The organism is Streptomyces viridochromogenes (assembly GCF_001270495.1).
GTDB lineage: Bacteria > Actinomycetota > Actinomycetes > Streptomycetales > Streptomycetaceae > Streptomyces > Streptomyces viridochromogenes_A.
The window spans coordinates 33723-53395 of sequence record NZ_LGUR01000200.1; the positions used below are offsets into that span (position 1 = coordinate 33723).

Annotated in this window: 16 protein-coding genes; 9 read left to right on the forward strand and 7 right to left on the reverse strand. The window is 71.1% G+C overall.

The annotated features are described in order from the left end of the window. Positions 1 to 39 precede the first annotated feature (39 nt). Both meaB and ADK36_RS22570 read right to left on the reverse strand, forming a co-directional pair. On the reverse strand, positions 40 to 996 hold the full coding sequence (meaB, locus tag ADK36_RS22565) for a methylmalonyl Co-A mutase-associated GTPase MeaB (protein ID WP_030046677.1): 957 nt from the start codon (positions 994 to 996) through the stop codon (positions 40 to 42). A 48-nt stretch (positions 997 to 1044) separates the two neighbouring features. Next, positions 1045 to 2247: an acetyl-CoA C-acetyltransferase gene (locus ADK36_RS22570; protein WP_048582911.1), complete on the reverse strand. Its 1203-nt coding sequence runs from the start codon at positions 2245 to 2247 to the stop codon at positions 1045 to 1047. 148 nt (positions 2248 to 2395) lie between these two features. Here ADK36_RS22570 and mce point away from each other — a divergent pair, with 148 nt between their 5' ends. The 7 genes from mce to ADK36_RS22605 all read left to right on the forward strand — a co-directional run bounded on the left by mce (position 2396) and on the right by ADK36_RS22605 (position 12164). Continuing rightward, positions 2396 to 2836, forward strand: coding sequence for a methylmalonyl-CoA epimerase (gene mce, locus ADK36_RS22575; protein ID WP_048582912.1), 441 nt, complete (start codon positions 2396 to 2398; stop codon positions 2834 to 2836). A gap of 233 nt (positions 2837 to 3069) precedes the next feature. Then, the gene (gene scy / locus ADK36_RS22580; RefSeq protein WP_053198760.1) at positions 3070 to 6918 is read left to right on the forward strand and encodes a polarized growth protein Scy; all 3849 of its coding nucleotides are present in this window, start codon (positions 3070 to 3072) and stop codon (positions 6916 to 6918) included. A 183-nt stretch (positions 6919 to 7101) separates the two neighbouring features. Then, the gene (locus ADK36_RS22585; protein WP_030046672.1) at positions 7102 to 8037 is read left to right on the forward strand and encodes a cellulose-binding protein; all 936 of its coding nucleotides are present in this window, start codon (positions 7102 to 7104) and stop codon (positions 8035 to 8037) included. Positions 8038 to 8123: 86 nt separating this feature from the next. Continuing rightward, on the forward strand, positions 8124 to 9092 hold the full coding sequence (locus ADK36_RS22590) for an ABC transporter ATP-binding protein (protein WP_048582914.1): 969 nt from the start codon (positions 8124 to 8126) through the stop codon (positions 9090 to 9092). Positions 9093 to 9094: 2 nt separating this feature from the next. Then, on the forward strand, positions 9095 to 9865 hold the full coding sequence (locus ADK36_RS22595; RefSeq protein WP_048582915.1) for an ABC transporter permease: 771 nt from the start codon (positions 9095 to 9097) through the stop codon (positions 9863 to 9865). A 164-nt stretch (positions 9866 to 10029) separates the two neighbouring features. Next, positions 10030 to 11298, forward strand: coding sequence for an ABC transporter ATP-binding protein (locus ADK36_RS22600; protein WP_053198762.1), 1269 nt, complete (start codon positions 10030 to 10032; stop codon positions 11296 to 11298). Beyond that, entirely contained in the window at positions 11295 to 12164 is an 870-nt protein-coding gene (locus ADK36_RS22605) for an ABC transporter permease subunit (RefSeq protein ID WP_053198764.1), read from the forward strand. The genes ADK36_RS22600 and ADK36_RS22605 overlap by 4 nt, the downstream gene beginning before the upstream one ends. 26 nt (positions 12165 to 12190) lie before the next feature. On the opposite strand, the gene ADK36_RS22610 is transcribed toward ADK36_RS22605, so the two are convergent. Then, entirely contained in the window at positions 12191 to 12523 is a 333-nt protein-coding gene (locus ADK36_RS22610) for a hypothetical protein (protein ID WP_048582918.1), read from the reverse strand. Between the two features lie 223 nt (positions 12524 to 12746). On the opposite strand from ADK36_RS22610, the gene ADK36_RS22615 reads away from it, so the two are divergent. Beyond that, positions 12747 to 13775, forward strand: a complete 1029-nt coding sequence (locus ADK36_RS22615) for an LLM class flavin-dependent oxidoreductase (RefSeq protein WP_048582919.1) — start codon at positions 12747 to 12749, stop codon at positions 13773 to 13775. Positions 13776 to 13876: 101 nt separating this feature from the next. Here ADK36_RS22615 and ADK36_RS22620 read toward each other — a convergent pair whose 3' ends face one another. Then, the gene (locus tag ADK36_RS22620) at positions 13877 to 14269 is read right to left on the reverse strand and encodes an SCO5389 family protein (RefSeq protein ID WP_048582920.1); all 393 of its coding nucleotides are present in this window, start codon (positions 14267 to 14269) and stop codon (positions 13877 to 13879) included. 264 nt (positions 14270 to 14533) lie between these two features. Here ADK36_RS22620 and nucS point away from each other — a divergent pair, with 264 nt between their 5' ends. Next, on the forward strand, positions 14534 to 15205 hold the full coding sequence (gene nucS / locus ADK36_RS22625) for an endonuclease NucS (protein ID WP_048582921.1): 672 nt from the start codon (positions 14534 to 14536) through the stop codon (positions 15203 to 15205). A gap of 112 nt (positions 15206 to 15317) precedes the next feature. Here nucS and ADK36_RS22630 read toward each other — a convergent pair whose 3' ends face one another. The 3 genes from ADK36_RS22630 to ADK36_RS22640 all read right to left on the reverse strand — a co-directional run bounded on the left by ADK36_RS22630 (position 15318) and on the right by ADK36_RS22640 (position 19550). Continuing rightward, entirely contained in the window at positions 15318 to 17909 is a 2592-nt protein-coding gene (locus ADK36_RS22630; protein WP_048582922.1) for an ATP-binding protein, read from the reverse strand. Positions 17910 to 18170: 261 nt separating this feature from the next. Then, positions 18171 to 18494: an STAS domain-containing protein gene (locus ADK36_RS22635; protein WP_048582923.1), complete on the reverse strand. Its 324-nt coding sequence runs from the start codon at positions 18492 to 18494 to the stop codon at positions 18171 to 18173. Positions 18495 to 18701: 207 nt separating this feature from the next. Further along, positions 18702 to 19550 carry a 3-hydroxyacyl-CoA dehydrogenase family protein gene (locus ADK36_RS22640; protein WP_048582924.1) on the reverse strand — a complete coding sequence of 283 codons (849 nt, stop codon included), beginning with the start codon at positions 19548 to 19550 and terminating at the stop codon, positions 18702 to 18704. Positions 19551 to 19673 lie beyond the last annotated feature (123 nt).

The following is a 19673-nucleotide window of genomic DNA, read 5'->3' on the forward strand; positions in this document are numbered from 1 at the left end:
GCGAGTTGCCTCCACGAAGTGCCCGCGCGGGGGCGGGGCTCAGGTCCGCGTGAGCCCGGCCACCAGTTCGTCCGCCGCCCGGTAGGGATCCAGTTCCCCGGCGACGATCCGCTCTGCCAGCGCGCCTAGCCGGCGGTCGCCGTGGAGGTCGGCGATGCGTTCGCGCAGGGCGGTGACGGCGATGGTCTCGATCTCGCGGGCGGCGCGGGCGCGGCGGCGCTCCGCGAGGACGCCGTGCTCCTCCATCCAGGCGCGGTGCTTCTCCAGCGCCTCCAGGACCTCGTCGACGCCCTCGGCGCGTGCGGCCACCGTCTTGACGATCGGGGGGCGCCAGTCGCCGGGGCCGCGCGACTCGCCGAGGCCGAGCATGTGGTTGAGCTCGCGGGCGGTGGCGTCCGCGCCGTCGCGGTCGGCCTTGTTGACGACGTACACGTCGCCGATCTCCAGGATTCCCGCCTTCGCCGCCTGGATGCCGTCGCCCATGCCGGGGGCGAGGAGGACCACCGAGGTGTCCGCCTGCGAGGCGATCTCCACCTCCGACTGGCCGACGCCCACCGTCTCGACCAGGATCACGTCACAGCCCGCCGCGTCCAGGACGCGGATCGCCTGCGGGGCGGCCCACGCGAGGCCGCCCAGGTGGCCGCGCGTCGCCATCGAGCGGATGTAGACGCCGGGGTCGGAGGCGTGGTCGGACATCCTCACCCGGTCGCCGAGCAGGGCGCCGCCCGAGAACGGCGAGGACGGGTCGACGGCCAGGACACCGACCCGCTTGCCCTGCTTGCGGTACGCCGTCACCAGGGCGGACGTGGACGTCGACTTGCCCACGCCCGGGGAGCCGGTGAGGCCGACGACGTACGCGTTGCCCGTCAGCGGGGCCAGTGCCGCCATGACCTCCCGCAGCTGCGGGGACGCCCCCTCCACCAGGGAGATCAGCCGGGCCACGGCCCGCGGCCGGCCTTCCCTGGCCTGGGCCACCAGGGTGGAGACGTCCTGCATCACAGCTCCGTTCACGAAAGAGGTCCTACGACGTCCCGCACAGGGGACTCAGGCCTTGGGTACCCGCACGATCAGCGCGTCACCCTGGCCGCCGCCACCGCACAGGGCGGCCGCGCCCACGCCGCCGCCCCGCCGCTTCAGCTCCAGGGCCAGGTGCAGGACGAGCCGCGCACCCGACATACCGATCGGGTGCCCCAGGGCGATCGCTCCGCCGTTGACGTTCACCCTTTCCGATGACACTCCGAGGTCCTTCATTGACTGCACCGCGACGGCGGCGAAGGCCTCGTTGATCTCGATCAGGTCGAGGTCGGCGACCTCCAGGCCCTCCTTCTTGAGGGCGTGCGCGATGGCGTTGGAGGGCTGGGAATGAAGGCTGTTGTCCGGCCCCGCCACGTTGCCGTGCGCGCCGATCTCCGCGATCCAGTCCAGGCCCAGCTCCTGCGCCTTGGCCTTGCTCATGACGACGACCGCGGCCGCGCCGTCCGAGATCTGGGACGACGAACCCGCGGTGATCGTGCCGTCCTTCGAGAACGCCGGGCGCAGCTTGCCCAGCGACTCCGCCGTGGTCTCCGCGCGGATGCCCTCGTCCTTGCTGAAGACGACCGGCTCGCCCTTGCGCTGCGGGATCTCGACCGGGGTGATCTCGGCCTCGAAGATGCCGTTCTTCTGGGCGGCGGCCGCGCGCTGGTGGGACTGGGCGGCGATCTCGTCCTGCTCGGGGCGCCGGATGCCGAGGCGGGTGTTGTGCTTCTCCGTGGACTCGCCCATGGCGATGTTCTCGAAGGAGTCGGTCAGACCGTCGTACGCCATCGCGTCGATCATCTCGACCGCGCCGTACTTGAAGCCCTCGCGGGACTTCGGCAGCAGGTGGGGGGCGTTGGTCATGGACTCCTGGCCGCCCGCGACGATCACGTCGAACTCGCCGGCGCGGATCAGCTGGTCCGCGAGCGCGATCGCGTCGAGGCCGGAGAGACACACCTTGTTGACGGTGAGCGCTGGGACGTTCATCGGGATGCCGGCCTTCACGGCGGCCTGGCGGGCCGGGATCTGGCCCGCGCCGGCCTGCAGCACCTGGCCCATGATCACGTACTGCACCTGGTCGCCGCCGATCCCCGCGCGGTCGAGGGCGGCCTTGATCGCGAAGCCGCCGAGGTCGGCTCCCGAGAAGGACTTCAGCGAGCCCAGCAACCGTCCCATGGGCGTACGGGCGCCCGCGACGATGACCGAGGTCGTGCTGTTCGTTCCAGACATGAGGTGCGATCCCCTTCCGGCTGCACTGCCGAGGAGTGAACGAGGGTTTACTTCGAATGTACTGAGTGGCACTCCGTGCCGTCACCGGGCCGTCGGTGTGATCGCGCGCACGTTGCGTAACCACCTCGGGAGCGCTGCACTGAGTTCCATGCTGACGCGAATCGACCACATCGGGATCGCCTGTTTCGACCTGGACAAGACCGTGGAGTTCTACCGGGCCACCTACGGCTTCGAGGTGTTCCACTCCGAGGTCAACGAGGAGCAGGGCGTCCGCGAGGCCATGCTCAAGATCAATGACACCTCCGACGGCGGAGCCTCCTACCTGCAACTTCTCGAACCCACCCGCCCGGACTCCACCGTCGCGAAGTGGCTCGACAAGAACGGCGAGGGTGTCCACCACATCGCTTTCGGTACGGCGGACGTGGACGGCGACGCCGCGGACATCAAGGACAAGGGCGTACGCGTTCTCTACGAAGAGCCGCGACGCGGCTCCATGGGGTCACGGATCACCTTCCTGCACCCCAAGGATTGCCATGGCGTACTGACAGAACTGGTCACTTCGGCGCCTGTTGAGTCACCTGAGCACTGACCCCCGTACATATGGGCCGGTAGGGTTGGGGGCGGTCGCCGCTCAGTCCAGGGTGACCCGGCCCCTCCGTCAACGGTGGGACCGTTTCCGGGGTCCGGGTTTCGGGGGACGAGGGTGGGGCAACAGCCCGTGCTCCGCCGTTGATCTGACACCATTCCCCGGGGGCCCCGTTCGGCGGATGGACGGTGCTCGTATGGAGAGACTTGCGACCAGGGGACGGATGGGACCGCGCAGTGCGGGGCTACGAACGCCAGGAGCGAGAGCCGGCGGCTGACGTCGACCACCTCTCTCGGTTCGAGGCCGAGATGGATCGGCTGAAGACCGAGCGGGAAAAGGCGATCCAGCACGCCGAGGACCTCGGCTACCAGGTCGAGGTGCTGCGCGCCAAGTTGCACGAGGCGCGGCGCACCATCATGTCCCGGCCGGCCTTCGACGGCGGTGACATCGGCTATCAGGCCGAGCAGTTGCTGCGGAACGCCCAGGTCCAGGCCGACCAGCTGCGCCAGGAGGCGGAGCGGGAGCTGAGCCAGGCCCGGGCGCAGACCCAGCGCATCCTCCAGGAGCACGCGGAGAACGCGGCCCGGTTGCAGGCCGAGCTGCACCAGGAGGCGGTGACCCGCCGCCAGCAGCTGGACCAGGAGCTGGCCGAGCGCCGGCAGACGGTCGAGTCGCACGTCAACGAGAACGTGGCGTGGGCGGAGCAGCTGCGCGCCCGGACCGAGCAGCAGGCCCGTCGGCTCCTCGACGAGTCGCGCGCCGAGGCCGACCAGGCCATGGCCGCCGCACGCGCCGAGGCCGAGCGGCTCACCAGCGAGGCCCGGCAGCGCCTCACCGGCGCGGCCGAGGAGGCCCGTGCGGAGGCCGAGCAGATCCTGCTCCGGGCCCGTACGGACGCCGAGCGGCTGCTGAACGCCGCGTCCACGCAGGCCCAGGAGGCCACCGACCACGCCGAGCAGCTGCGCAGCTCCACCGCGACCGAGTCGGACACCGCGCGCCGCCAGGCCACCGAGCTCAGCCGGGCCGCCGAGCAGCGCATGGCGGAGGCCGAGGAGGCGCTGCGCAAGGCGCAGTCCGAGGCCGAGAAGCTGGTCGCCGAGGCCAAGACGGCCGCCGAGAAGACGCTCTCCAGCGCCGAGTCGGCCAACGAGCAGCGCACGCGTACGGCGAAGGAGCAGGTCGCCCGCCTGGTCAGCGAGGCCACCAAGGAGGCGGAGAGCACCAAGGCGGACGCCGAGCAGATCGTCGCGGACGCGCGTGCCGAGGCCGAGAAGATCGTCGAGGAGGCCGCCGAGAAGGCCCGCACGATCACCGCCGAGGAGAGCGCGACCCAGCTGTCGAAGGCGGCCAAGACGGCCGAGGACGTCCTCAACAAGGCGCAGGAGGACGCCCAGAACACCACCAAGGCGGCAGCCGAGGAGGCGGAGCGGATCCGCACCGAGGCCGAGGCCGAGGCGGACCGGCTGCGGGCCGAGGCGCACGACATCGCCGAGCAGCTCAAGGGGTCGGCGAAGGACGACACCAAGGAGTACCGGGCCAAGACGGTCGAGCTTCAGGAGGAGGCCCGCCGGCTGCGCGGCGAGGCCGAGCAGCTGCGCTCCGAGGCGGTCGCCGAGGGCGAGAAGATCCGCGCGGAGGCCCGCAAGGAGGCCGTCCAGCAGATCGAGGAGGCGGCCAAGACCGCCGAGGAGCTGCTGTCCAAGACCAGGCAGGACGCGGACGAGCTGCGCCAGAAGGCCACGACGGACAGCGAGAAGGTCCGTACCGAGGCCATCGAGCGGGCGACGACACTGCGCCGCCAGGCCGAGGAGACACTCCAGCGCACCCGCCAGGAGGCCGAACGGCACCGCGAGGAGGTCGTCGAGCAGGCCGAGGGCATCAAGGCCGACGCCGAGCGCGCCGCGCGTGAGCTGCACGAGGAGACCGAGCGGGCCATAGAGAGTCGCCGCGCTGAAGCCGCCGAGGAGCTGACGCGGCTGCAGTCGGAGGCCGAGCAGCGCCTCGCCGCCGCCGAGCAGGCGCTCACCGACGCCCGTGAGGAGGCCGCGCGCATCCGGCGCGAGGCCGTCGAGGAGACCGACCGGCTGCGCGCCGAGGCCGCCGAGCGAATCCGTACGCTCCAGCAGCAGGCCGAGGACGAGGCCGACCGGCTGCGCGACGAGGCCGCGTCGGACGCGTCCGCGTCCCGTGCCGAGGGCGAGGCCATCGCCGTACGCCTGCGGTCGGAGGCCGCGGCCGAGGCCGAGCGGCTGAAGTCGGAGGCGCAGGACACCGCCGACCGGGTCCGAGCGGAGGCGCAGGCCGCCGCCGAGCGGCTCGCCACGGAGGCGTCCGAGACACTGGCCGCCGCCCAGGAGGAGGCCGCCCGGCGCCACCGCGAGGCCGAGGAGACCCTCGGCTCCGCCCGCCAGGAGGCGGACCAGGAGCGCGAGCGGGCCCGCGAGCAGAGCGAGGAGTTGCTGGCCTCCGCCCGTAAGCGGGTGGAGGAGGCCCAGGCCGAGGCGGTGCGGCTGGTCGAGGAGGCCGACCGGCGCGCCACCGAGATGGTGTCGGCGGCCGAGCAGCACGCCCAGCAGGTCCGCGACTCCGTGTCCGGGCTGCACGAGCAGGCCCAGGAGGAGATCGCCGGGCTGCGCAGCGCCGCCGAGCACGCGGCGGACCGTACCCGTCGGGAGGCGCAGGAGGAGGCCGACCGGGTCCGCTCCGACGCCTACGCCGAGCGGGAGCGGGCCAGCGAGGACGCGGGCCGTATCCGGCGCGAGGCGAACGAGGAGTCCGAGGCCGCCAAGTCCCTCGCCGAGCGGACGGTCGGGGAGGCCATCGCCGAGGCGGAGCGGCTGCGGTCGGACGCCGCCGAGCACGCCCAGCGGGTGCGTACGGAGGCGTCGGACGCGATCGCCGAGGCCGACCAGGCCGCGTCGCGCACCCGGGCCGACGCCCGCGAGGACGCCAACCGGATCCGGTCGGACGCGGCGACGCAGGCCGACACCCTCATCACCGAGGCGCGCAACGAAGCCGAGCGGCTCCAGTCGGAGACGGTCGCGGAGGCCGACCGGGTGCGCACCGACGCGCTCGCGAAGGCCGAGAAGCTGGTCGGGGACGCCACGTCGGACGCGGAGCGGCTGCGCGCCGAGGCCGCGGAGACGGTCGGGTCGGCACAGCAGCACGCCGAGCGGGTCCGCAGTGACTCCGAGCGGGTCAAGGCAGAGGCGGCGGCGGAGGCCGAGCGGCTGGTCAGCTCCGCGCGCGAGGAGGCCGAGCGCACCCTCGACGAGGCCCGCAAGAACGCCAACAAGCGGCGCTCCGAGGCGGCCGAGCAGGTCGACAAGCTCATCACGGAGACCACGGCCGAGGCCGACAAGCTGCTCACCGAGGCGCAACAGCAGGCGCACAAGACGACCGCGGACGCCGAGGGACAGGCCGACACCATGGTGGGCGCCGCCCGCAAGGAGGCCGACCGGCTGGTCTCCGAGGCGACGGTCGAGGGCAACTCGATGGTGGAGAAGGCCCGTACGGACGCGGACGAGCTGCTCGTCGGCGCCCGCCGGGACGCCACCTCGATCAGGGAGCGCGCGGAGGAGCTGCGCGACCGCATCACGAGCGAGATCGAGGACCTGCACGAGCGGGCCCGCCGTGAGGCCGCCGAGACGATGAAGTCGACCGGCGACCGCTGCGACGCCCTCATCAAGGCCGCCGAGGAGCAGTTGGCCAAGGCGCAGGCGAAGGCCAAGGAGCTGGTCTCGGAGGCGAACTCCGAGGCGGGCAAGGTCCGTATCGCCGCCGTGAAGAAGGCCGAGGGCCTGCTGAAGGAGGCCGAGCAGAAGCGGTCCACGCTGATCCGGGAGGCCGAGGAGCTCAAGGCCGAGGCGGTCCGCGAGGCCCGGCGCACGGTCGAGGAGGGCAAGCGCGAGCTGGAGGTCCTGGTCCGGCGCCGCGAGGACATCAACGCCGAAATCTCCCGGGTCCAGGACGTCCTGGAGGCGCTGGAGTCCTTCGAGACACCGGCCGCGGCGAAGGACGGCGGGGTCAAGGCGGGTGCGACGGTGGGCGCCCCTCGATCGGGTGGCAAGTCGTCAGACAGCTAGCGGAGCGAGCGGGTTCCGGTGTCTCCTGGGGCCTTTGACCAAGTTTTTGGCAAGCCGTCCGACGGTTAGCCACTCAAAAGGGGTCTCATTCTCCAGATCAAACACGTATCCGCTCGATGACACACCGCTTCGGCCCCTAGGATTCCACTTATCACCTCACCGGTCTCATTCGACAGGAACCCCATGAGCGACACTTCCCCCTACGGCTTCGAGCTTGTGCGGCGTGGGTACGACCGCGCTCAGGTGGACGAACGGATCTCCAAGCTCGTCTCCGACCGTGACAGCGCTCTCGCCCGCATCACCGCTCTGGAAAAGCGCATCGAGGAGCTCCACCTCGAAACGCAGAACGCCCAGGCTCAGGTAACCGACGCAGAGCCGTCGTACGCCGGTCTCGGCGCGCGTGTCGAGAAGATCCTCCGCCTCGCCGAGGAAGAGGCCAAGGATCTGCGCGAGGAGGCACGTCGCGCGGCCGAGCAGCACCGCGAGCTCGCGGAGTCGGCGGCCCAGCAGGTCCGCAACGACGCAGAATCGTTCGCTGCGGAGCGCAAGGCCAAGGCCGAGGACGAAGGCGTCCGGATCGTCGAGAAGGCCAAGAGCGACGCTTCCCAGCTGCGTTCCGAGGCGCAGAAGGACGCGCAGTCCAAGCGCGAGGAGGCCGACGCCCTCTTCGAGGAGACCCGTGCCAAGGCCGCTCAGGCCGCCGCCGACTTCGAGACGAACCTCGCCAAGCGCCGCGAGCAGTCCGAGCGCGACCTGGCGTCCCGTCAGCAGAAGGCGGAGAAGCGCCTCGCGGAGATCGAGCACCGCGCGGAGCAGCTGCGCCTGGAGGCGGAGAAGCTGCGCACCGACGCCGAGCGCCGGGCCCGCCAGACGGTGGAGACGGCCCAGCGTCAGGCCGAGGACATCGTGGCGGACGCCAACGCCAAGGCCGACCGCATCCGTTCGGAATCCGAGCGCGAGCTCGCGGCTCTCACCAACCGCCGCGACAGCATCAACGCTCAGCTGACGAACGTCCGCGAGATGCTGGCGACCCTCACGGGCGCCGCGGTGGCCGCCGCCGGCACCCCGGCCGAGGACGAGCCGATCTCCCGGGGGGTTCCCGCCCAGCAGACCCGGTAACGATCCGGTACACGTCTGCTGAATTTTGGCAAAGCCCTCTGCCACTGGGGTGGCAGAGGGCTTTGTCCCGTTTTAGCGTGGGCGGCATGATCGAGCTCGAGGGGCTGACCAAGCGGTACGGCGAGAAGGTGGCGGTCAACAACCTCACCTTCACCGTCAGACCGGGCATCGTCACCGGTTTCCTCGGCCCCAACGGCGCCGGGAAGTCCACGACCATGCGGATGGTCCTGGGCCTCGATCACCCCACCGTCGGCGACGTCCGTATCGACGGCAAGCACTACGACCAGCTCAAGGACCCGCTGACGTATATCGGCGCCCTGCTGGAGGCCAAGGCCTGGCACGGCGGGCGCAGCGCCTTCAACCATCTGCTGTGCCTCGCGCAGAGCAACGGCATTCCGCGGAGCCGGGTGCGCCAGGTGCTGGAGACGGTCGGGCTGACGGCGGTCGCGAAGAAGAAGACCAAGGGCTTCTCGATGGGTATGGGGCAGCGGCTCGGGATCGCGGGCGCGCTGCTCGGCGATCCGCGGATCCTGATGTTCGACGAGCCGGTCAACGGGCTCGACCCCGAGGGCATCCACTGGATCCGCAACCTGATGAAATCCCTGGCCGCCCAGGGGCGGACCGTGTTCGTCTCCTCCCATCTGATGAGTGAGATGGCCCTGACCGCCGACCACCTCGTGGTCATCGGCCAGGGGCGGCTGCTCGCCGACACGTCCATGGCCGACTTCATCGAGCGGAACTCGCGGTCGTACGTCCGTATCCGCACCCCGCAGCGGGAGCGGCTGCTCGACGTCCTGCACACGGCCGGGACGACGGCCGTGGAGAGCGGGGACGGCACGCTGGAGGTCGACGGCAGCAAGGCCGAGCAGATCGGGGAGCTGGCGGCGCGGCACGGGATCGTGCTGCACGAGCTGAGCCCGCAACAGGCCTCCCTGGAGGAGGCGTTCATGCAGCTGACCGCGGAGTCGGTGGAGTACCACGCACACGCGGACACGCCGCGTCGTGAGCAGCGACAGGTGCAGCAGTCGTGGGGCAACGAGTGGAGGAGGAGCTGAGCATGGCAGCCACCCAGGTCGTCCGCTCCGAATGGACCAAGATCCGGTCCGTGGCCTCCACCGTGTGGACGCTCTCCCTCGCCGTGGTGGTCACCATCGCCCTCGGCATGCTGATCTCGGGCCTGTCGGCGAACGAGTTCGACAACATGAGCGAGCGGGACAGGCTCTCCTTCGATCCGACCTTCATCAGCTTCGCCGGGATGAGCCTCGGTCAGCTCGCGCTGATCGTGTTCGGCGTGCTCGTCGTCTCGAACGAGTACAGCACCGGCATGATCCGCACCTCGCTGGCCGCCGTACCGCGCCGCGGGACCTTCCTGGCCAGCAAGATCGCGGTGGCGACCGGCCTCGCACTCGTCGTCGGCCTGGCGACCAGCTTCGTCACCTTCTTCCTCGGGCAGGCGATGCTCGGCGAGCACCGGGCGGAGATCGGCGACCCGGGAGTGCTGCGCGCGGTGATCGGCGGCGGGCTCTACATGGCCCTCATCGCGATGTTCTCGATGGGCGTCGCCGCGATGCTGCGCTCGCCGATGCTGTCGCTGGGCATCCTGATGCCGTTCTTCTTCCTGGTCTCCAACATCCTCGGCAACGTCTCGGCGACCGAGAAGATCGGCCGCTATCTGCCCGACCAGGCCGGCAGCAAGATCATGCAGGTGGTCACCCCGGTCGACGACGAGACACCGTACGGACCCTGGGGCGGGCTCGGGATCATGGTGCTGTGGGTGATCGCGGCACTCGTCGGCGGTTACGTCACGCTCAGGAAGCGGGACGCATAGCGGGACGCGCAGGGGGCGTGCGGCGGGACGTGGGGGCTCCGGAGAGCCGTCGGCGCGCGAAGTTTTACCTGCCCTTGAGCGGAACCGTCAGCGCCTCGGTATCCTCCTAACCCTTACGGGGGGCGTGTGCCCCGCTGTCCTGAACCTTTCGATGGGTGCGGAGCATGATCGAGGCAGTCGGCCTGACCAAGCGCTACGGCGACAAGACCGCTGTGTACAACCTGTCCTTCCAGGTGCGGCCCGGTTCCGTCACCGGATTCCTGGGACCCAACGGCTCGGGCAAGTCGACGACGATGCGGATGATCCTCGGCCTGGACAACCCGACCGCGGGACAAGTCACGATCGGCGGCTATCCGTACCGCAAGCTGCCCAACGCCCCCCGCCAGGTGGGCGCCCTGCTGGACGCCAAGGCCGTGCACGGCGGCCGGGCCGCCCGCAACCACCTGCTGTCCCTGGCCCAGCTGTCCGGTATCCCGGCCCGGCGGGTGGACGAGGTGCTGGGCGTGGTCGGCCTCCAGGACGTGGCCGGCAGGCGCTCCAAGGGCTTCTCGCTCGGCATGGGTCAGCGGCTCGGCATCGCCGCCGCGCTGCTCGGCGACCCTCAGGTGCTGCTGTTCGACGAGCCGGTCAACGGCCTCGACCCCGAGGGCATCCTCTGGGTGCGGAACCTGATGAAGTCGCTGGCGGCCGAGGGCCGTACCGTCTTCGTCTCCTCCCACCTCATGAGCGAGATGGCGCTGACCGCCGACCACCTGATCGTGATCGGGCGCGGCCAGCTGCTCGCCGACATGAGCGTCAAGGACTTCATCGCGGCGAACTCGGCCGGCTTCGCCCGGGTCCGTACGCCCGACACCGAGCCGCAGCTGCGCGAGAAGCTGTCCACGGCGCTCGCCGAGGCGGGCGGGCAGGTGCTGCCCGAGCAGGACGGCGCGCTGCGGGTGACCGGGCTGCCGCTCCCTCGCATCAGCGACATCGCGCACGACACGGACGTACGGCTGTGGGAGCTGTCGCCGCACCAGGCCTCGCTGGAGGAGGCGTACATGCGGATGACACAGGGTGCCGTCGACTACCGCTCGACGATCGACCAGAAGGCAGGTCTCCAACAGCCGCTGCCGCCGGGCGCCCAGCCGCCGATGCCGGTGCCGGGGCAGGGCCAGCCCGGCTGGTACGCCCCGCCGCCGCCCCAGCAGGGCGGGCAGCCGTTCGCCGCGCCGCAGGGCGGGCCGGGGCCGTACGGCGCCCCTGGCGCGCCCGCTGCGGCACCGGGGGCGGACGCGCCCAACCCGTACGCCCAGCACGCGCCCCAGGCGCCCCAGGGCCAGGCTCAGCCCCCTGCCGCGCCGCCGCAGGCCCCGGCACAGCCGCCCGTGGCCCCCGCACCCGTCGCCCCCTCCGCCCCTGCCGCCCCGACCAAGCCCGAGGACGCCCGATGAGCACGCCCCAGCCTCCGATGCCGCAGACCGCCGCACCGAACTGGCAGGCGGCGCCCGGCTCGTCGTACCCCGGCTACACCTCGCCGATCCCCGTCGTGCGCACGCACCTCGGGCACGCGCTCGCCTCCGAGTGGACGAAGATCCGCTCGGTGCGCTCCACGATGTGGACGCTCGGCGTGTTCGTGCTGCTCGTCGTCGGCATCGGCCTGGGCACCGCCGCGCTGGTCGCCGGCAGCTCCCCGGACGGCAGCCTGAGCCGGGAGAACCCGCTGTCGTTCGGCTTCTTCGGGCTGCTGCTCGGCAGCATGTGCGTCATCACGCTCGGCGTGCTGACCACCGCCTCGGAGTACGGCACCGGCATGATCCGGACCACGATGACCGCATGCCCGTCCCGCGGCCGGGTGCTGACCGCGAAGGCGATCGTGTTCTTCGCGGTCGCGTTCGTGGTGACGCTGGCGTCGGCCTTGCTCGTCGCCCTCGCCGACGTGTCCATGCTGGACGCGCGGGACCCCAGCGGCGAGGAGTGGCTGAAGGGCACGGTCGGCATCTCGCTCTACATGGCGCTGCTCGGCCTGCTCTCGCTCGTCGTCGGCTCGATCATCCGGCACTCGGCGGGCGCGATCACGATCATGATCGGTGTGCTGCTGGCGCCGCTGGTCATCGCGCTGTTCATGTTCTCGGAGTCGCTGCAGGACCTGCAGCAGGCCCTGTTCGAGTACTCCATCCCGAACCAGCTCAGCGTCTTCTACTCCCAGTCCCTCAGCGACTCCGGCCCGTCCGGCTGGGACCCCCTGTGGATCATGCTCGGCGTGACGGCTGCCGCGTTCGCCGCCGCCTACGCGCTGCTGGAGAAGCGGGACGTGTGAGCGTTTCCGGCTAGGCCGTGTCCGGCCTAGAACTTCGGCGCGTTACGGGACCGCTGCACCCGCGTGGTGCGGCGGTCCTTCGCGTTCCAGCACGCCTTGTGCCAGTGCCTGCGGTCGTCGACGCCCGAGTGGTCCGGCCAGGCGACGACGTGCGGGACGCCGTCCGGGATCAGCTGGTCGCAGCCGGGGCAGCGGTACGCCTTGCCCTGCGCGCTGGCGCCCGCCACATGCCGTACGTTCCACTCCTCGCCCTGCCAGTTCTCCGTGGACTGCCAGCCGCCGTAGCGGCCGGAACGGTCGTCCTCGGCGCTGTTTCCGGACGAGCCGACTCCCTTGGGTCGGTTGCGACGCGGGGACACGGAACACCTCACGGGGCTATACAGGATGCAGGGGGCATGTCCAGCCTACGCGGCGCGGACACGGGTACTCGTGCGGCACCAACCCCCACAAGTCCCCCACGCCGACGATCGATTCTGCAGACAATCCGCAAATCTCTTCGTCAAGCCGTGTCCTCGGCACGTGTCAGACGGTTATGCCGGGTGGGGGAGCTCCGCGTCGGAGCCAAGGAAGCAGGAAAAGTCAATGCACGTAGGAAGTTTCGTGTTGGCGGCCCGGTTCCCGGGACAGGGCGAGGGGGAGGCGCTGCACCGCGCCGTCCGCTCCGCCGAGGTCGCCGAGGAAGCAGGGCTCGACACGGCCTGGGTGGCCGAGCACCACTTCGTGCCGTACGGCACCTGTCCGTCCGCGATCACCCTGGCCGCCCTGCTGCTCGGCCGTACCCGGCGACTGAGGGTCGGCACCGCGGTCAGCGTGCTGCCCACCGCCCACCCGGTGGCCCTCGGCGAACAGGCCGCACTGCTGCACATCACCTCCGGCGGACGGTTCTCGCTGGGTGTGGGGCGCGGTGGGCCATGGGTCGACCTGGAGGTCTTCGGCTCGGGTCTCAAGGCGTACGAGCAGGGGTTCCCCGAATCGCTCGATCTGCTGCTGCGCTGGCTGCGCGAGCCCTCGGTCGCGTCCGCCGGCGAGCAGTTCGACTTCCGCGAAGTCCCCGTCGTACCGCGGCCGTCGGAGTGCCTCACGGACGCCGAGGGGCCCGAGGTCGTCGTCGCGTGTACGTCTCCGCAGAGCGTGCGCCTGGCCGCCGAGCGCGGGCTGTCGATGCTGCTCGGGATGCATGTGGGCGACGAGGAGAAGGCCGAGATGGTCGCCCTGTGGCGGGAGCACGCGCGTGCGGCCGGGCGGTCGCCGGACGAGATCCGCGGCGCGGCCCATGTGTCGGCCGGGGTCTGCCAGATCGCGGACCGGCGCACGGACGCGGTGGAGACGCTGACGAAGGCGATGCCGGGCTGGCTCCGCCAGGGCCTGGAGGCCCATGTGACGGTGGACGGCCGCCATCGCGCGATGCGCGACCCGCTGGCGTACACCGAACTGCTCTGCGGACTGCACCCGGTCGGCACCCCGCGCCTGTGCGCCGACCGCCTGGCGGCGACCAGCGAACGGACCGGTATCTCCCGTTTCGCCCTGCTCGTGGAGGGCTCGGGCGACCTGGCGGCGACCGAGGAGAACGTACGACGGCTGGGCGCCGAAGTGCTGCCGCACCTCGGCTGAATCGCCCGGTCGCGGATCGACGGCCGGTACCGCCGGGGACTTGCCGCCCCGTACTGATCGCACCTCCCGCGTACGGAGCGGCAAGCAAGCGGCTTACCGCGTCAGCAGTCCCTGAATTCCGGGGACTGGTTCAGCAGCTGGCTGCGCACCGAGGTGAAGCGGGCATGCGTCTCGTCGACCGAGGCGTCAAGCGGGAACACCGCCACCCGGTGGCAGTTCTGGAAGGCCAGTCGCACCCCGAAGTGCCGCTGCAGCGCGCCGCGTATCGCGTCACTCGCAAGCGCACGCAGCAACTGGCCACGTGCCTGCTCGTCCGGCGGGGGCGTCTGGTTGTCGGCGAACTGACCGCCGTCGACCTTCAGCTGGGCCACCAGGGAGCTGATCATCTCCCACGCATAGGGCAGGGAGGTCCGGACGCAGTCGACGAAGGCTGCTTCGTCGACCTCGCCTCGCTCGGCCTGTTCGAGTAGGGCCGGTGAGACGTCGAGCGACATGGGTTCTCCTCTCGCACCCCCAAACAGCGGGGGTTGCCTGACAGATAGGGGAGTTCGCGATACCGAACACTCTGCGTACACGCATCGCGACCTCCCGTTTAATACGGTAGGCAACAGACGGTGACGGCACCAGGAGAATGCGTACATGGGCAGTCCTCGTTAGGCGCACAATCGGCCAGAAATGAACAGGGGCAGTCCGGGGTCATACGGACTCCCCCAGGGCGAATCGCGTCGACCGGGACCCGTCGAGTAGCGTTGCGGACCATGCGTCTCGTCATTGCCCGATGCTCCGTCGACTACGCGGGCCGGCTCACCGCCCACCTGCCCTCGGCGCCCCGTCTGATCCTGGTCAAGGCGGATGGCAGCGTCTCGATCCACGCGGACGACCGGGCCTACAAACCCCTGAACTGGATGTCGCCGCCCTGCACCCTGAAGGAGGGTGACGGCGAGCAGAAGGACGTCTGGACGGTCACCAACAAGGGGGGCGAGAAGCTCATCATCACGATGGAGGAGATCCTCCACGACTCCTCCCATGAACTCGGCGTGGACCCCGGCCTGATCAAGGACGGCGTGGAAGCGCACCTCCAGGAGCTCCTGGCCGACCGCATCGAGACCCTCGGCGAGGGCTACACACTCATCCGCCGCGAGTACATGACGGCCATCGGCCCGGTCGACATCCTGTGCCGGGACGCCGAGGGCCGGACCGTCGCGGTCGAGATCAAGCGCCGCGGCGAGATCGACGGCGTGGAGCAACTCACCCGCTACCTGGAGCTGCTGAACCGCGATCCCCACCTCGCCCCGGTCCGCGGCATCTTCGCGGCCCAGGAGATCAAGCCCCAGGCCCGCGTCCTCGCGACGGACCGCGGGATCGGCTGCCAGGTGCTGGACTACGACGCCATGCGCGGGATCGAGGACGACAAGCTGCGGCTCTTCTGACGCGCCCTTCTCGGCAGTCGGCGGTTTGCGGTTTGCGGTTGTACGACGGTGAGGGCCGGGTCCTGAGAACGGACCCGGCCCTCTTGTCTCCCGGCTTGTCCCGCAGCGGGCGTCAGATCACGGCGTCCGAGCTGGTGCTGGGCGTGCCGTCGTCCGTGCTCTGCGGGGCGCTCGCGGAGCTGCCGGCCTCGGTCGGCGTGGCGGAGGTCGAGCTGCTGGCCGAGGTCGAGGTGGACGGCGGATCCGTCGGCTGGTCCGTGGGGTCGTCGGTCGGATCGTCCGTCGGCGTCGGATCGTCGGTGGGCGTCGGGTCGTCCGTCGGATCCGTCGGGGTGGTCGTCGGCTTCGTCGGGCTGGTCGTCGGCTTCGTCGGGCTGGTCGTCGGCTTCGTCGGGTCATCCGTCGGGTCGGTCGGCCGGCCCCCGGACCCCTGCGTCCCGCTCGGGTCGTCCGACGGCTCCGTCGCGCCGTCCGTCGGCGTCGGGTCGTCCGACGTGCCGTACGTCCCGTCGGGGCCCGGGTCGGTCGGGCGGCTCGTGGCCGTGCCGGTGTCGCCGGATCCCTTGCCGTCGTCGCCCTCCGCCTTGTCGGCGCCGATGCTGTCGTCGCCGATGCCCTGGCTGGCGGACGGGTTCACGCCGACCTGGGTGGCCGGGCTGTTGGGGTCGTTGTCGGACGTGGCGCCGAGCGTCACCACCGTGCCGAGCACGGCCACGAGCAGGGCGCCCGAGCCGGCCGCGACGAGGTTGCGCCGCGCGAAGCCCCGGACGCCGCCACGGCCCTTGTGCGAGGGCGCCGAGGACGACGGCGAGGCCGTCGACGAGGCCCGGTGGGTGACCAGGGTCGTGCCGTCCCCGCCCGGCGGGAACGCCGCGGCCGGCACTCCTCCCGGCGGCGACTGCGACTCCTCGTACCGCGCGTCCGGCACCTCCTCCCCCGCCGTCGCACCGAACGCGACCAACCCCGGCGTCGTACCGGAGCGGTCCGAGACCAGCGCGAGGGCGCGGCGGCCCGCGACCGTGCCGCGCTTGTCGGCGAGGGCTCCGCGCAGGCCGATGGAGGTCTCCAGCTCGGCACGGGCCCGGTCCAGCTGGCCGCCGCAGAGCGCGAGGATGCCCAACTCGTGGTGGAAGTAGGCCTGTTCGGTGACGTCACCGGCCAGGCGAGCGGCCTCGGCGCCCGCCCGCAGCGCGCGCTCCCAGGCGCTCCAGTGCAGCCCGGCCGCGAACGCGGGCCCCGCGGTGCGGGCCAGCCGCACGGTCGGGCTCTCCTCGTCCTCGGCGGGCGGCGTCGTACCCGGCACGAGCACGCCCAGCGCGGCGAGCACGGCGTCCGCCTCGGCGCACACGCGCTCCGGCGTGACCGAGGGGTGCCCGGCCCACCAGGCGTAGTGGCGTGCGGCGGTGAGGGCGCTGCCGCGGATGTCCTCGGCGTAGCCGGCGGCCGCCAGCTGCGCCTGTACGCCCGCGGCGAGCCGGTAGCGGGAGCCGACCGGCGAGACCAGCCCGCAGTCGGCCAGCTCGCCCAGGGCGGCGTCCGCGTGGGTGTCACCGACCAGCGCGGGCAGATGCGCCTGGTGCGGCACCTCGCCGCCGAGCGCCACGGCGAACGTCAGGGTGGCGCGGGCCGAGGCGCTGAGCCGTGAGGCGAGCAGCGGCGCGGGTCCGGCGGCCTCGCCGAGCGACGGCAGGGGTGTCTCCTCGCCCCGGGCCTCGGTACCGCCGTACGCCGCGTCGACAGGCGCGTCCTGCGGCGGTGTGTCCTCGAAGACCCCGTACTCGTCTACGGCGTCCGCGCCGGCCCGCAGCCGGTCCCGCTGCCGCAGCAGGGCCCCGGCCTGGACGAACCGCAGCGGCAGGCCCTCCGACTCGAACCACAGGTCGCCCGCCCAGTTCGCCTCGTCCTCGGTGAGGACCCGGCCGATCCGGCGCTCCAGGAGCTCCACGCTCGCGGCACGGTCGAGGCCGCCGAGGGCGACCTCCTCGACGCCGGAGTCGACGGACGGCACGGGCACGTCGGGCGTGGCGCCGAGCAGGAACGCGCACTCGGGGGTCGCGTCCAGCAGTTCGTCGAGCGCGGCACCGCCGAATTCGAGGTCGTCCACGACGACGACCGCGCCGATCTCACGCACGAGGGCGAGCAGGTCGTCCTGATCCGGACGGTGCAGGGGTGCGCTGTAGACGGCGTGGAAGAGGTCGTACAGGAGGTCGGTGGGCGTGCGGTGGAAGCCGGTGAGCCGGACCACGCCGTCGGGGGCGAGGTCCGCGCAGTCCTCGGCGACGAGGTCGAGGAGGCTGGTGCGGCCGGCGCCGGCGGAACCGACCAGGCGTACGGAGCGGCCGCGGGCAAGCATCCGGACCAGCTGTTCGCGCTCGTCCTGGCGGGTGAGCAGCGGCTCGGCGGAACGGGCCGGCCCGGGTGGGACGGGCGGCTTGGCGGCGCGGTCGACCTCGGCGCGTTCGGCCGGGGTCAGCTTCTCGGGCCGCGACGGCCGCTCCGCCGGCGGGCAGACCTCGATCTCGCTGCCGTCGACGGGGTTGACGGTGAGCAGGAAGTCGCCCGAGACCAGCTGCACCGTGCGGGCGAGCGCGGGCGAGTGCTGTCCGAAGTCGGGTGTGAGGGGGTCCCTGGGCGGGCGATGGCGCGACGACTGGCCGTCACCGTCATGGCCGTACTCCTCGGGTCCCCGGTTGTTCGGGTCCATAGGTTCAAGCCCCCCAAAAGCGTCGTGTGCCCAAGCCAAGCCCCTCCCGGCCTTGCTGCACACTGCGCTGTCGCTTCTGGTCCGGGCCCGCTCGAAGGGGTTTGTCTAGGCGGCGGGCAGCCGAACCCTAAACCTTTGCACAGTATCTACGACAGGTCGGGGTACCGCGCCGTCCGAGACGTCACAGTCTCGTGAGGATTGTGCGCGACGTACGGTTCGCAACCGGAACGTCCGACTGTCCCGCCCCACCGGTGCCGGGTGTCACACCCGGGGCAGGGACTCCACCCCGATACCGCCCTCGATCGCCAGGATCCGGTGCAGCCGGGTGGCCACCAGCAGGCGCTGCATCTGCGGCGGCACGCCGCGCAGCACCAGGCGCCGGCCGCAGCGGCCGGCCCGCCGGTGGGCCCCCATGATCACCCCGAGTCCGGTGGCGTCCCAGGTGTCCAGCTCGGACAGGTCGAGCACCAGATCGCCGACTCCGTCGTCGACGGCCGAGTGCAGGACCGTACGGGCGTCCGCCGCGCTGCGGACGTCGAGGACGCCCCCGACGACCAGTTCGGCGTGGTCGCCCCTGATGTGCATATGCGCTCCCCAAGCGTGCGTTGGTGCTCCGCGATGCGTTGCCTGTGCTTGTGCCTGTGCCTGTGTTTGCTATGAGTCTTCGCTGTGACGGGTGATGCAACCTCTGACTGCGTTGAGCGGCCAGAGGTTGCCGTCTGTAAGCGAACCGATACCGAATTCACCCCATCGCGTGATGGGCGCGGGGGCTGTGCGACGGTCTACGAAACCTCAGTAGCTGTAAAAGCCTTGCCCGCTCTTACGGCCGATGTCACCTGCGTCCACCATCCGGCGCATCAGCTCCGGCGGAGCGAACTTCTCGTCCTGGGACTCGGTGTAGATGTTGCTGGTGGCGTGCAGCAGGATGTCGACGCCGGTGAGGTCCGCGGTGGCGAGCGGGCCCATGGCATGGCCGAAGCCCAGCTTGCAGGCGAGGTCGATGTCCTCGGCGGTGGCGACGCCCGACTCGTACAGCTTGGCGGCCTCGACGACGAGGGCCGAGATGAGGCGGGTCGTCACGAAGCCGGCGACGTCGCGGTTGACGACGATGCAGGTCTTGCCGACGGACTCGGCGAACTCCCGTGCGGTGGCGAGGGTTTCGTCGCTCGTCTTGTAGCCGCGGACCAGCTCGCACAGCTGCATCATCGGCACCGGCGAGAAGAAGTGGACACCGACGACCCGCTCGGGGCGCTCGGTGGCCGCCGCGATCTTGGTGATCGGGATGGCGGAGGTGTTGGAGGCGAGGACGGTGTCGTCCCGCACGATCTTGTCGAGCGCGCGGAAGATCTCGTGCTTGACCTCGAGCTTCTCGAAGACGGCCTCGACGACGACGTCCGCGTCGGCGACGGCGTCCAGGTCGGTGGTCGCGGTGATACGGGCGAGGGCGGCGTCGGCGTCGTGCGCCTCCAGCTTGCCCTTGCTGACGAACTTGTCGTACGACGCCTTGATGCCGTCGGTGCCACGCTTGAGAGCCTCGTCGGTGACGTCCCTGAGGACGACGTCCCACCCCGCCTGAGCGGAGACCTGGGCGATCCCGGAACCCATCAAGCCGGCGCCGATGACGGCAAGCTTCCGTGCCACTGTTGCGACTCCCCTTTGAAACGCCTTACACCCTGTTTAGGTTGCCTCTTCGGCGGACCTTAGCGCTCGTGAGGGACTGTGTGACCGGTTAGTAACGCGAGTCACGTCTCATCTGACGGACAT

Excerpts from the sequence above, each read along its gene's own strand:
- meaB (WP_030046677.1), bottom strand. The coding sequence starts at position 996 with ATGCAGGACGTCTCCACCCTGGTGGCCCAGGCCAGGGAAGGCCGGCCG.
- ADK36_RS22570 (WP_048582911.1), bottom strand. The coding sequence starts at position 2,247 with ATGTCTGGAACGAACAGCACGACCTCGGTCATCGTCGCGGGCGCCCGT.
- mce (WP_048582912.1), top strand. The coding sequence starts at position 2,396 with ATGCTGACGCGAATCGACCACATCGGGATCGCCTGTTTCGACCTGGAC.
- ADK36_RS22585 (WP_030046672.1), top strand. The coding sequence starts at position 7,102 with ATGAGCGACACTTCCCCCTACGGCTTCGAGCTTGTGCGGCGTGGGTAC.
- ADK36_RS22590 (WP_048582914.1), top strand. The coding sequence starts at position 8,124 with ATGATCGAGCTCGAGGGGCTGACCAAGCGGTACGGCGAGAAGGTGGCG.
- ADK36_RS22595 (WP_048582915.1), top strand. The coding sequence starts at position 9,095 with ATGGCAGCCACCCAGGTCGTCCGCTCCGAATGGACCAAGATCCGGTCC.
- ADK36_RS22600 (WP_053198762.1), top strand. The coding sequence starts at position 10,030 with ATGATCGAGGCAGTCGGCCTGACCAAGCGCTACGGCGACAAGACCGCT.
- ADK36_RS22605 (WP_053198764.1), top strand. The coding sequence starts at position 11,295 with ATGAGCACGCCCCAGCCTCCGATGCCGCAGACCGCCGCACCGAACTGG.
- ADK36_RS22615 (WP_048582919.1), top strand. The coding sequence starts at position 12,747 with ATGCACGTAGGAAGTTTCGTGTTGGCGGCCCGGTTCCCGGGACAGGGC.
- ADK36_RS22620 (WP_048582920.1), bottom strand. The coding sequence starts at position 14,269 with ATGTCGCTCGACGTCTCACCGGCCCTACTCGAACAGGCCGAGCGAGGC.
- nucS (WP_048582921.1), top strand. The coding sequence starts at position 14,534 with ATGCGTCTCGTCATTGCCCGATGCTCCGTCGACTACGCGGGCCGGCTC.
- ADK36_RS22630 (WP_048582922.1), bottom strand. The coding sequence starts at position 17,909 with ATGGACCCGAACAACCGGGGACCCGAGGAGTACGGCCATGACGGTGAC.
- ADK36_RS22635 (WP_048582923.1), bottom strand. The coding sequence starts at position 18,494 with ATGCACATCAGGGGCGACCACGCCGAACTGGTCGTCGGGGGCGTCCTC.